Here is a 13,094-nt window from a genome sequence, read left to right as displayed (position 1 = left end):
ACATTCTATTTTTTATTTTTAATACTCTTTAAATAATAAAGAAGCTACTACTTTATATTCTTTTTATTTATTGGTATTAAATACAGTGATACTTATATAATAATTTTGGGCGAAAAATGAATACAATACAATGTGGTGAAAACACTAAACAAGATTGCGTTATTCAAAAACTCTCTTATTTTTATCCGCAATATCAAATATTAGAAAATAACCAAAAAGCTTTATACATAATCAGAAATAATGCGCTGGTATTACAAAACTGCACAAATACAATAACTATTAACAAAGATCAGATTATTTTCTTACAACAAGGAAATTATACCATAAAAACGCTAGGCAATGAGCCTTGTGAAACAATTTATATTCCTCTTTCTGATGATTTCTTAAGAAATTTCATGTCAAAAAATAGTGATATTCTCAGTAATATCGATAGAGAGGAAAATTTCTCATCGGCTTTTATCTGTTTTGAAAACTCACCTCTGATCCATTTTTGTAGTAATGGTTTTGATTATCTTTCTTCACAAAATTGTCCAGATACTTTTACTCAATTACGTATTGAAGAAATGCTCATTCTATTACTTTCTTCCGAACAAGGTGCCAATCTTATGGCGTTACTACGCCAATTAAGTCATAGGCAAGTTGATCGCTTGAAAATATTTATGGAAAAAAACCATCTAAAAAATTGGAAGCTAAAACAGTTTGCTCGCGAGTTTGGTATGGGTCTCACCACATTTAAAGAGTTATTTAATCATGTTTATGGAACATCGCCAAGAACATGGATATGCGAAAGAAGAATTATTTACGCACATCAATTATTATTAACAACAGAAATGAGTATTGTCGATATTTCTATGGAATCAGGATTCTCTAGCCAATCTTACTTTACACAAAGCTATCATCGACGTTTTAATATGACACCGAGTAAAGCGAGACATCTTAAATTAAAATTATAAAAAATCCGACCTATTATCATAATATCATCGTTCAATTCATCGCTAGAATATGCAAAATTTGTTCTGATGAGTGAAACTATTGTGATAAAGCGACAAACTAATACTAGCAAATACCAATATTATCGTTATTTTAATTTGCTAAAAAAAATGATGGCAGATGAAAATAAGAAAACTGTTGATAATTTATTTAATCTTCAGTTTTCTTTACTTATTACAAATAATGATATAAATGAGAAACAAATTAAAATATTATCTCGTTTATTATGCCGTGAAGCTGTAGACAGTTTATTGCAATCCACATGGTTTTTACGCAAAAAACATTGCTCAGTGCCATTAACTAAAGAAAATATTAATGCCGTAGTAAATTTGGCTGATAAATACCAATCTAATATATCAGATATTAATTGGAACGCTTTAAATGCAAAAATCAACATTGCTGATCATGCACGTTTTATTCAAGCTATCATAAAACCTATTTTTATTTGGTGGGTTGAACATATAACACCGCATATATTTACACTTTATGAGATAAAAAAAGAGCTCGAATATCAAATTAATCAATGTGAAAACATTAAATTATTTGAAGAAAAGGAACCATCAAATATAGCCTCTTCTTTTTTATCTTTAGAAGATATAAAAACAAAATTAGAAGCTGATAAAGCACGGTTCGTCGTGATAGATGATTTGTTGAAAAAGGATATTAAATTAGTTATAGAAGCTTGGGAAAAAGAGCCGGTATTCAATAAAAAAATAAATAATACATTAGAGTACTTACAAAATACACAACCGCATTCTGAGTTATTACAACCATTATGGGATATTTTAATCACTATTCCACAACACCCTGAAAATTGTAAAAAACTAAAACACTGGCTAGTAGAACACTCTTTATGTTTAATTAATGATGAATTTATGTGGCATGTATAAAATATCAGCTCTTCATTATTTATAGAAGAGCTGACAACGGTAATTTATTAAAGGGTGCTATTTGATAGCTAAAATTTCAATTGTCACTATAGACATCGATTCTGGAGGTACTTGCCCTGGGATACCATCTTTCCCATACCCGCCATCAGGTTTAATATAAATTTTAGCTTTGCCATTTAAGCCTGCTTTAGCAACAAAAGTATTAAGAGGCAGTGGAAGTTGACGGTATGGTAAAATTAACGGCTTAGCTTTGTCATAATTAAGTGTTACTGTACCATCGGTTAATTGTTCATGCATAGCGAAAACAACTGTTTTACCTGCAATTGAATCCACAGGTTTCCCTTGTTTTAGGATTTTAAAGTAAGTGTTATCATCGTATTGCACATAGTTCTGTTTTTGTATTTCCAACAGAATTGATTTATTTCGTTGGGCATTATCTTTACCGATAATTGAATAGGCATATGCAAGCTGACTTGCAATAATCTGCCCTTCTCCCATAGCTTTATCCAATTGCTGTTTTAATGTTTTATTCTCTTTTTGAACACTCGCACTTTCGCTATTTATTTTTTTAATTTCACTTTCTTTTTCTTTTAGTTGCTCACTTAATTTTAATTCTTTTTCTTCAAGTGTTTTCGTTAGCGTACGCTGAGCTTCAAGCTGCTTAGAGACTTCATTAAACTCTTTTTGAGCATTCGCATTTTCGCTATTTATTTTTTTAATTTCACTCTCTTTTTCTTTTAGTTGCTCACTTAATTTTAATTCTTTTTCTTCAAGTGTTTTCGTTAGCGCACGCTGAGCTTCAAGCTGCTTAGAGACTTCATTAAACTCTTTTTGAGAATTCGCTAAAACACTTTCTTGTTGCTTAAATTGAGCCGTCGATTCTACTTGCTGCTGTTTTAATGAAGCAATTAGTTGGTTACTTTCAGAATTTTGTTTTGCTAACTGATCTTTAGCTTGTGTTAATTGTGTCGTTAATTTATCAGTAAGCGATTGTTTTTCTGCTAGTTGTTTCTCTAATTGAGCATAAGCGTTATCGTTCGCTATTTTGCTCTCTTTAAGTTGCCCAATGGTGGTATTGTTCTCTTTAAATTGGGTATCCAATGCTTGATACTTATTGGCAAGATCTGCCTGAGCTTTCTCTAATTTAGCGATTACACCATTTTTTTCTGAAATCAAAGCATCAAAAGCTTTCTCACCCGTAGATAAACTTTTTTTCAGCTCAGCTAATTCATTAACCTTATTTTGTAACTCAAGCTTCAACGCTGGGATCTGTGTTAATTGATCATCTGCTTGTGCTTTTTGTTGTTGAAGAGTCACTAACGAATGATTTAACTGTTGTTGCTCTTGGTTTATTTTTTTTATGTGATCGTTAAGTTGAGCTATCTGTTGGCGTTGGGTATCAATTAACTGATTATTCTTAGCTAGAGTAGCTTCAAAAGAGGCTTTGTTTTTAGCTAATTGATTTTCTAAAGATTGGCGCACTGCTGATAAATTAGTTAAAGAATTTTGTAGTACCTCAATCTCTTTTTTAGCACTGTTATTTGTTAATAACCGTTGAGCCTGCCCATATTGTGATTGTAGCTGCTGTTTTTGTTGCTCAAGTTGAGCAACATGGGTAGTCAATTGATTTAATTTTTGTGCCTGAATATCAAAATCTTCTTGCTGTTTAGTTAATACTTTATTTTTTTCTGTCGCATCAAACAGCAACTGATCTTTTTCAGCTAATTGTGCAAGCAACGTATCCTGCTCTTTTTTAGACTGTGCTAATTCATTTTGTAACTTAGCCACAGACTGTTTTAGGCTATCATCATTAAGTAAATTATTCGCTACAGCCAGTTTATCTTGCGTTTTTGCCAATTCCGCTGTTAATTGTTGAACTTTTTCTTCTGCGGTTTGCAGTTTAGTTAAACTTTCAGTTAATAACGCGGCTTGTTCAGTAAATTTCTGATACAGACGTTGATATTTTTCGCGAGTATTTGCTAAACGATTTAATAGCTCTTTATTAAAGAGAGGTTGCTTATGGTCAAGCAAAGAACGTTTAAATTGATATAAAAAATGAAAAGGTATTTCAGTCACTGAATACACTGTATTTGGAATGAAATCTAATAAAGTATTATCAGTAGACTGATATGGCTGCCCTGGATAACGCTTACGCGTATAAAGCATTAGAGGATTATAGACCACGGATTTACTTTGATAATACCGATTCAAGTCCTCAGGGGTAAATTGCGGTTTAATCGGTACAAACGAAAGCAGTGGTGTTAAATAATGAGTGTAATCACTGTTTATTTTGTTGGTATTTGTAGATACCACAGAGCATTGTTCAGACAAAGTCACCTGAGGTACAGAGGGAGTCGCCACTACTGACCAATGCTCATTGCCTACCACGGTTTGATGTTCATTCCGTACAACAGGCTGTTTAGGCTGAATTTTTTGTTGTGGTTTTTGTGGTGGCTTTTCCTTTAATGTCACAGTGGAACGCACCGTTCCACTACGCTGATCGGGAGTAGATGAAGATGAAATTGTTGCAGAGGGTTCAGGCTTAATATCAACGGGCTGTTGTGCTTCTAAATAACGGTCAAAATCTTCAATGACAAAATTAAACTCATTATTAGCAAAAGACAGCGCCGGAAACATCATAAAAGCGAGACAAGCACTCTGCTTTAATTTCATAGTAATTATTCACCTAATTTCTTCAGTGTCGAATTCACAGACATAACCGAAAGATAGCGCACTTTAGCACATAGTACTTCGGTCTTAGATTCGATACTCATTTTTAATAATGCTAAGCTATCTTTACTAGCGGTATTTTCAACACTACGGTATAACGCATTAATTTCACTGATTTCCTTAAATTCATCCACCATAGATTTATACTCTGCTGGTGAAAATGTTTTTAAAGAATCAAGTTGCTTGATACATGCTGTTTGTGATGCCAGTTTTTGCTCCCCTACGTTCATCTGTTGATAATTATTATCAGCAGGTGAAGTTACCGTGGATTGCACCTGTGTTGGCACCACCTCCACAGGTTGGCTATCACCAGATAAAATGCTACATCCCGATAGTGTGAGAACAGTAACTGCCATAGACAGAGCTAAAACATTGTTTTTATTTTTCAATAAGGACATCATTTTTCCTTAATTCCGATCAGTCTAAATAAGAGCGTATGTAGTATCGCATTTTAAGCTATCTTATTATAATTTTCTATTGTCTATTGCGTACTAAGTCAATAACCTAGCGCATAAATGACAATAACGGCTCCTATCCTTTCATTTCATTATTTTTTCTTACAACATTGCATCCGTCACATTAAAATCATCATTAAATGAGTATCGGTATTTTTAATTGGAAAAATGTTGTCGTGTTAGAAGCAGTTATTTCTACACAATGAAGATAATAGCAGATAATCAGAAAAATAATAACATCTAATTTTATCATTTAATTACCTTTATAAGGTGTAAAATAATACTCTTTTAATGTGTTATAATTACTTTTATTTTGTTGCTGTTTTCTATTATCAGGATAAAATCAAAATATGAATATCAAAATAGTAATTGATATTCATTGTTATCCTTCAATATAGGAGAGTTAAGATGAGTCATTTTAACATTGGTGTTGTAGTCGGAAGCTTAAGAAAAGATTCCTATAATAAACAAACAGCAAAAGCATTAACCTCGCTATTTCCTCAAGAATTTACTTTTCAGTTCCTTGATATCGGTACTCTTCCTCTCTACAACCAAGATGATGACGACAAAACACCTGAAGCCGTTGTCGAGTTTAAGCAACAAATTAAGCAATGCCAAGGCATTATCTTCGTGACACCTGAATACAACCGCTCAATCCCTGGTGTGCTAAAAAATGCGTTAGATCAAGCCTCTCGCCCTTATGGTACTAATGCATGGGATAGTCTTCCTGCTGGTATCATCGGTGTTTCAATCGGTAATATTAGTACTGCTATTGCACAACAGCACCTGCGTAATTCATTAGCATTTTTAAATATGCCAACCTTAAATCAACCAGAATGTTTTTTAAAATGGTATGATGGAATGGTAGAAAACGGTCAGTTTTCTGAAAAAACAGCAGGTTTTATGCAAAACTGGGTTAATAGCTATATTAACTTTGTAAAGCATAATCAAAAATAGCTTAAAATAGTCCTAAATAGATTTCACAGAGTGTGGTTTATAATAATTACACTCTGTTTTATTTTAAAGAGAGGAAAAGTAAAACTAACTTGCTAACCAATCAATAAAAATATAATTAACTATTAATTATCAATATTTAAATAGTACCTCCTAATAATAACTAACTTTATTATAGCAAGTAGCTCATGTATAAAAATGACATTTAATAATCTATTTAAAATAGTAAGTGGTATGGTATTTTTAGTCTATTAGTTAGCACAATTTAAAAACCAATCAATAAAATCATTATTGTTATTCTTTCTATCTAGCTCATAAAAACTAATAAATTAGATATTACTTTAGTTACCAAAACAAGGGGAAATAATTATTATCACTCATTTCACACATCTTGCGCCTATTAAACATATTGTGCGTTATATCTCTCAATAATCTCTTTCTATAATTGTGATATATAAAAAAATTACTTATATTAATAATCCATTAGATACTGACAGGTAAATCATGGATAACAACTTAAGAGAAATCGAATGCGAGCTCGCTGCTTTAAAAATAGTCACTAAATCTCTACTTTGTGCATTAAATGATAAGCAACGACGCGATATGTTAGGCAATATATCTTTAGTTATTGAAGATACTTCAAGCAGATATCCACATCACAATGAAGTTATAAATCTTACTGAGCAATATGTGAAAAAACTTATCCAAGCATAAACTCATTATATGATTTTAATGGTTTCCCCACCAATTTAACATCATAGGATGCACAATATTGCATCCTATGCTCTTCTTTTTACTAAAATAACGTTCACTCTTTTCTATTACTTAAGTCAAATATAACCTCTTACACTCTATCTTTATCCTCCAGTGATTAAGTTAATAAAATAGATCACTTTAGATAAAGCGCATTTGTAAAAGCGTTCTTTCTGTACTAATACATTTTTTACTTGGATTTACTTAAATAATTAATTAATATGCAAAATTATCGCATTGCTATCGTAATAGTTCCTCGGAAGAATATATGGAAAAAAAATTAGTTAACATAGAACATGAAGTTGCGGCATTAAAAGTGATTTTAAAATCACTATTACTTACATTAACAAATAAACAAAAGGAATCTGTTATATATGATATAAACAAAACCATTAGAAATGCTTATGCTGAACATCCACAATACCAAGACATAATAGAAAAAACCGAACAATACATAAAAAAGATACTCCAAAAATAGTTGTGATTTACATCACTATCAGTAAATAGCTATAACTATTTATATTGTTATTCATTATTTTTAGCTTTATATCTATAAATGCTGAGTTATTTTAATATGACATCATCAATGATTGATTGAGTTATAATATATAGCTATTATTTGCCATGTTATAAAAAAACAACAACACAAAGAATTATTAAATTTATTAATAAATTACATACAGTTAAAATATAAAATCTATCAATGCAATATTTTTAGGTATTTGCTATCTATTTCTTGCTGATTTATCTATTTAATAAAATTCGCCAAATCCTAGATCACAGATAACCATATATTCAGAAAATGAAAATTGATAGACTTCAGGTGAGTTAAGTTTGGAGCGGGCGAAGGGAATCGAACCCTCGTATAGAGCTTGGGAAGCTCTCGTTCTACCATTGAACTACGCCCGCAGTAGATTTTCTGATTATACTCCAGCAAATTTTAACGGCAATCCCCTGCCTATTTAAATGGTTATCAAATAGACAATATAGAGTGTAATCCCTTGAAATTTAGACATAAAAAAGCCATCTTACGATGGCTTTTTTCATATAGCGTATTTATCGTGACTCAACAATTATTTTCCCGGACGCATCGCTGGGAATAAAATAACATCACGAATAGTATGGCTATTGGTAAATAGCATTACCATACGGTCAATACCAATACCTAAACCTGCTGTAGGTGGTAACCCATGCTCTAATGCAGTGATATAGTCATGATCAAAGAACATGGCTTCATCGTCACCCGCTTCTTTTTGACGCACTTGCTCTTCAAAACGCTCCGCTTGATCTTGCGCATCATTAAGCTCAGAGAAACCATTACCGATTTCACGACCACCAATAAAGAACTCAAAGCGATCGGTAATAAATGGATTATCATCATTACGGCGAGCCAGTGGTGAAACTTCTGCTGGATATTCAATGATAAAAGTTGGCTGGATCAAATGACTTTCAGCTACTTCTTCAAAAATTTCACATTGAACACGGCCTAACCCCCAACTCTTTTCAATCTTAATACCAATAGATTGAGCAATAGCAACGGCTTTATCCATATCATCTAGATCAGCCATATTGGTTTCTGGACGATATTTGCAAATAGCTTCTTTCATGGTCAGTTTTTCAAACGGTTTACCGAAATCAAACTCTTCATCACCATATTTAACGATAGTCGAACCTAATACATCTTGAGTTAATGTACGGAATAACTCTTCAGTCAATTCGATAAGATCACGATAATCAGCATAAGCCATATAGAGTTCCATCATTGTGAACTCAGGGTTATGACGTGGTGATACACCTTCATTACGGAAGTTACGATTGATTTCAAAAACGCGATCAAACCCACCAACAACTAAACGTTTTAAATATAATTCAGGTGCAATACGTAGATACATATCAATATCTAGCGCGTTATGGTGAGTGATAAACGGACGTGCACTTGCTCCACCTGGGATAGTTTGCATCATCGGTGTTTCTACTTCCATAAAGCCTTTATTCACCATAAATTGGCGAATAGCAGACATGATTTTCGAGCGGATCTTAAAAGTATTACGTGAATTTTCATTAGAGATCAGGTCTAAATAACGCTGACGATAACGTGTCTCTTGGTCAGCTAGACCGTGGAATTTATCAGGTAACGGACGTAGTGCTTTAGTCAGTAAACGTAACTCAGTACAATGAATACTCAGTTCGCCTGTTTTGGTTTTAAATACACGGCCACGGCCACCTAAAATATCACCGAGATCCCATTTTTTAAACTGCTCGTTATAAACGCCTTCAGGCAGATCATCACGAGAGACATAAAGCTGGATACGGCCGCCCATGTCTTGCAATGTAGCGAAAGATGCTTTCCCCATAATACGGCGAGTCATCATACGACCTGCAATAGCAACTTCCACATTAGCAGCGTCTAACTCTTCTGCACTCATTGCATCATATTTTTGATGTAATTCGTCAGACATGGCATCTCTGCGGAAATCATTTGGGAATGCGTTACCATTATCACGTAAAGCTGATAATTTTTCGCGGCGAGTTTGCAGTTCGTTATTTAAATCAGGTGCCTGCTCCGCACCTTGTTGCTGTTGCGACATGTTTTTCCTCACAGGCCCGCTTTTAAGCTAGCTTCAATAAATTTATCGAGATCACCATCTAACACTGCTTGTGTATTACGCGTTTCCACACCAGTGCGTAAATCTTTAATTCGTGAATCATCTAGAACATAAGAGCGGATTTGGCTACCCCAGCCAATATCTGACTTATTATCTTCCATCACTTGCTTATCTGCATTTTTCTTTTGCATTTCCAGTTCATACAACTTCGCTTTCATCTGTTTCATTGCCTGATCTTTGTTCTTATGCTGAGAGCGATCATTTTGGCATTGTGTGACAAGCCCAGTAGGAACGTGGGTAATACGTACCGCAGATTCTGTTTTATTAACGTGCTGACCACCAGCGCCTGATGCGCGGTAAACGTCGATACGCAGATCGGCTGGGTTGATTTCAATATCAATATTGTCATCAACTTCAGGGTAAACAAAAGCAGAGCTAAATGAAGTATGGCGACGTCCGCCTGAGTCAAATGGGCTTTTACGCACTAAACGGTGAACCCCGGTTTCTGTACGTAGCCAACCATAGGCATATTCTCCTATGATTTTGATTGTTGCTGATTTTAAACCTGCAACATCACCGTCAGACTCTTCAATAATTTCTGTTTTAAAGCCTCTAGATTCAGCCCAACGTAAGTACATACGCATTAGCATACTTGCCCAATCTTGTGCTTCTGTACCGCCAGAGCCTGCTTGTAAATCAAGATAGCAATCAGCACTGTCATATTCACCAGAGAACATACGACGGAACTCTAATTGCTCAAGCTTTTTGTTTAATCCTTCTAACTCAGCAACTGCTTCGTTAAATGTTTCTTCATCATCGGCTTCAACAGCAAGGTCAAGTAAACCAGAAACATCTTCTAGTCCTTGTTCGAGTTGGTCGATTGTTTCTACAATAGCTTCAAGAGATGAGCGTTCTTTTCCTAACGCCTGCGCCTTTTCAGGCTCATTCCACACGTCAGGTTGCTCTAATTCTGCGTTGACTTCTTCTAAACGCTCTTTCTTGGCATCATAGTCAAAGATACCCCCTGAGGACTTGAGTCCGCTCAGCGACTTCTTCAATTTGGTGTTTTACTGGATTGATTTCAAACATACTTTTTCGTCTTAACGTTGTTTTTAAAAACAATTGGAATAAATTTTGAACCGCATATTGTAACGGATCTCAGCGCGGGTTTATAGCATTTATATACAATTGTCTATCGGATTATTGTGCTCATAACAGCGCGCTGCCCAATACAACCATAAAATGACTTATCTATCGCGATTAGCAAGGCCAAATATGCTCCACCAGCAGTTGTGCATTGCGCTGTCCTCTAAATTCATTGACGTCTAATCGGTAAGCAAGCTCAACCGTTTTAATACTGTTATCCGGCCATATATTAACATCAACATTAAATGCAATAGCATCAATCATTACATGGCTATTTATCGGTTGAAGCATCATTTTTAAATGTTTGCTTCCCACAATACGTTGCTGTAGTAAGGTGAATTTGCCATCGAAAAGTGGCTCAGGAAAGGCTTGTCCCCAAGGCCCTGCTTCTCTTAACATTTCCGCAATAGGTAAAGATAACTGACTGTCGCTTAACTCGCCGTCTGTTAAAATCACGCCTTGTAATTGTTCAGCAGAAACTAATTCCGCCATAAGTGCCGAAAAGTGACGCTGAAAAAGTGGAAATTTATCTTCTTCCAGAGATAGTCCGGCCGCCATCGCATGGCCACCAAACTTCACCATTAATCCCGGATTTAACGTATTCAAACGTTCTAATGCATCTCGCAAATGTACACCATGAATAGAGCGTCCTGAGCCTTTTAGTAAACCATCACCGCTTGGGGCAAAAGCAATCACTGGGCGATGCAGTTTCTCTTTAATTCGTGAGGCGAGAATGCCAACCACACCTTGATGCCACTGTGGATGATAAATAGCTAATCCATTCGGTAAGTCATCTTGGGTAGTAATAAATTGGCGAAAGATTGTCGACGCTTCTTCTTGCATTCCCGCTTCTATTTCACGACGAGTCTGATTTAATCCATCCAGTTCATTGGCAATTTCACGGGCGACACCAATATCATTAGTTAACAGTAAAGCAACGCCAACAGACATATCATCAAGACGCCCTGCCGCATTAAGTCTTGGCCCTAATGCAAAACCTAAGTCACTGCTGACTAATTGTGACAACGTTTTACGTGAAACTTCCGTCAAGGCTTTGATCCCTGCACAGCAACGTCCTGCACGAATACGGCGTAATCCCTCATAAACAAAAATACGATTATTTTCATCAAGAGGAACCACATCAGCAACCGTGCCTAATGCGACTAAATCAAGGTAATCGGCCATATTGGGGCGAGCTAATCCCTGTGCTGTAAACCAACCTTGTTTTTCTAATTCAGCTCTTAATGCGGTCATTAAATAGAAAGTGACACCGACACCCGCTAATGATTTCGACAAAAAGGCACAATCCGCTAAATTAGGATTGATAATTGCATCAGCTTGAGGAAGGGAGTGACCCGGCAAATGGTGATCAGTAACCAATACACGGATACCATATTCATGAGCAACATCAACACCTTCAAAAGAGGAGATCCCATTATCAACCGTAATAATCAGATCTACGCCTTTCTTCGCCACATCATGAACCACTTGAGGGCTAAGTCCATAACCATCATCAAAACGATTAGGAATATGGTAACTTACTTGCTGAAATCCCATTTGCCGTAACGCTTTAATAGCAAGAGCTGTACTGGTTGCACCGTCGGCATCAAAATCCCCTACAATAACGATCCGCGATTGCAGCTTTAATGCCTCAACTAATAAAGAGATAGCAACATCAATACCGTTTAAATCTTGATAATGCAATAAGCCCTTTAACGAGCGCTCGAGCTGAGTTTCAGAGGTAATACCTCGATTGGCATAAATTTGCCGTAATAAGGGATCGAGGCTTTCTGGCAATGCTGTTGCTTTCGCCACACGCCGACGTAATGTCGGTTCAATAGTAACCATAAAACGCTATCACTTCTCTTTTTTATTTAATAATTCAAGTAGATTAGTCGCCGATATATATCCGCCATAAATACTCGCATCAGGTAATACAATCGCAGGCGTACCTTGAATGCCCATCATAGTGCCAAGTTTAAAATGCTCATTGATATTAATTTTTTTACAGTCATCAATCGCAATAATTTTGTCACCTTTAAACGCACTATCGAGTGATTTTTTAGGAAAACCGCTACACCATACGGCATTCATCTGTTGACTGACCACATTATTTTTCACCCCGTTACGAGGAAAAGCCAAATAACGTACCGTGACACCTTGTTTATTTAGCTCTGGTACTTCTTGATGCAATTTTTGGCAATAAGGGCAACTAATATCGGTAAAAACAGTGATCACATATTTTTCATTAGCAGCCTTATAAACAATCATTTCATTTTTAAGTGAATCAATTTTTTTCATGATCACTTGATTAGCGATACTGACAGGCTCCTCACCATTAATATTATAAATCGGCCCTGCTGTAAGGTATTTCCCATCATCAGTAATATAAAAAATGCCTTTATCAGAAAGCACTGCATTTAAACCCACTATCGGTGTCGGTTGAATGCTCTCTGCTTTTATCTGCATTTTTGCCAGTTGCGCTTTAATAGCAGCGTTATCTGCAAACACTGGCATTGACACCATACTGAATAAAATGGGTAACCAGAGTAATTTCTTTTTCATTTGAA

General features: G+C 35.3%; 11 protein-coding genes and 1 tRNA gene. 5 read left to right on the top strand and 7 right to left on the bottom strand.

Annotated elements, in window-relative coordinates:
* The first annotated feature begins 116 nt into the window (after positions 1–116).
* Together AACU95_RS14050 and AACU95_RS14045 are read left to right on the top strand one after the other, a co-directional pair.
* The gene (locus tag AACU95_RS14050) at positions 117–953 is read left to right on the top strand and encodes a helix-turn-helix transcriptional regulator (protein ID WP_161737099.1); all 837 of its coding nucleotides are present in this window, start codon (positions 117–119) and stop codon (positions 951–953) included.
* Between the two features lie 66 nt (positions 954–1,019).
* Positions 1,020–1,880 (top strand): T3SS regulon anti-activator ExsD domain-containing protein, encoded by an 861-nt coding sequence (locus AACU95_RS14045; RefSeq protein ID WP_017627942.1) that lies wholly within the window; start codon positions 1,020–1,022, stop codon positions 1,878–1,880.
* Positions 1,881–1,937: 57 nt separating this feature from the next.
* On the opposite strand, the gene AACU95_RS14040 is transcribed toward AACU95_RS14045, so the two are convergent.
* Together AACU95_RS14040 and AACU95_RS14035 are read right to left on the bottom strand one after the other, a co-directional pair.
* A complete protein-coding gene (locus AACU95_RS14040) occupies positions 1,938–4,553 on the bottom strand; it encodes a sugar transporter (RefSeq protein ID WP_161737098.1) in 2,616 nt (871 codons plus the stop codon).
* A 5-nt stretch (positions 4,554–4,558) separates the two neighbouring features.
* Positions 4,559–5,011, bottom strand: coding sequence for a hypothetical protein (locus AACU95_RS14035; RefSeq protein WP_004244003.1), 453 nt, complete (start codon positions 5,009–5,011; stop codon positions 4,559–4,561).
* A gap of 462 nt (positions 5,012–5,473) precedes the next feature.
* Here AACU95_RS14035 and AACU95_RS14030 point away from each other — a divergent pair, with 462 nt between their 5' ends.
* The 3 genes from AACU95_RS14030 to AACU95_RS14020 all read left to right on the top strand — a co-directional run bounded on the left by AACU95_RS14030 (position 5,474) and on the right by AACU95_RS14020 (position 7,250).
* Positions 5,474–6,022: an NADPH-dependent FMN reductase gene (locus tag AACU95_RS14030; RefSeq protein WP_161737097.1), complete on the top strand. Its 549-nt coding sequence runs from the start codon at positions 5,474–5,476 to the stop codon at positions 6,020–6,022.
* Positions 6,023–6,523: 501 nt separating this feature from the next.
* Positions 6,524–6,733, top strand: coding sequence for a hypothetical protein (locus AACU95_RS14025; protein ID WP_004244005.1), 210 nt, complete (start codon positions 6,524–6,526; stop codon positions 6,731–6,733).
* Positions 6,734–7,040: 307 nt separating this feature from the next.
* Positions 7,041–7,250: a sigma-S stabilization anti-adapter protein IraP gene (locus AACU95_RS14020; RefSeq protein WP_004244007.1), complete on the top strand. Its 210-nt coding sequence runs from the start codon at positions 7,041–7,043 to the stop codon at positions 7,248–7,250.
* Between the two features lie 357 nt (positions 7,251–7,607).
* Here AACU95_RS14020 and AACU95_RS14015 read toward each other — a convergent pair.
* The 5 genes from AACU95_RS14015 to dsbC form a co-directional block, all read right to left on the bottom strand.
* A tRNA-Gly gene (locus AACU95_RS14015) sits at positions 7,608–7,681 on the bottom strand.
* Positions 7,682–7,845: 164 nt separating this feature from the next.
* The gene (lysS, locus tag AACU95_RS14010) at positions 7,846–9,360 is read right to left on the bottom strand and encodes a lysine--tRNA ligase (protein WP_004244024.1); all 1,515 of its coding nucleotides are present in this window, start codon (positions 9,358–9,360) and stop codon (positions 7,846–7,848) included.
* A gap of 8 nt (positions 9,361–9,368) precedes the next feature.
* Positions 9,369–10,467 (bottom strand): peptide chain release factor 2 gene (gene prfB / locus AACU95_RS14005; RefSeq protein ID WP_096043105.1). Its coding sequence is split into 2 segments (ribosomal slippage): positions 9,369–10,391 and positions 10,393–10,467, totalling 1,098 coding nucleotides; the frame shifts between segments, so codons are not numbered across the junction.
* Between the two features lie 171 nt (positions 10,468–10,638).
* Positions 10,639–12,372 (bottom strand): single-stranded-DNA-specific exonuclease RecJ, encoded by a 1,734-nt coding sequence (gene recJ, locus AACU95_RS14000; protein WP_004244029.1) that lies wholly within the window; start codon positions 12,370–12,372, stop codon positions 10,639–10,641.
* Positions 12,373–12,381: 9 nt separating this feature from the next.
* Complete coding sequence (gene dsbC, locus AACU95_RS13995) at positions 12,382–13,089, bottom strand: bifunctional protein-disulfide isomerase/oxidoreductase DsbC (RefSeq protein ID WP_004244030.1); 708 nt, start codon at positions 13,087–13,089, stop codon at positions 12,382–12,384.
* Positions 13,090–13,094: the final 5 nt, after the last annotated feature.

The sequence above is a fragment of the Proteus sp. G4415 genome (assembly GCF_963896075.1).
Lineage (GTDB): Bacteria > Pseudomonadota > Gammaproteobacteria > Enterobacterales > Enterobacteriaceae > Proteus > Proteus mirabilis.
This window is presented reverse-complemented; position numbering and strand designations above follow the sequence as displayed.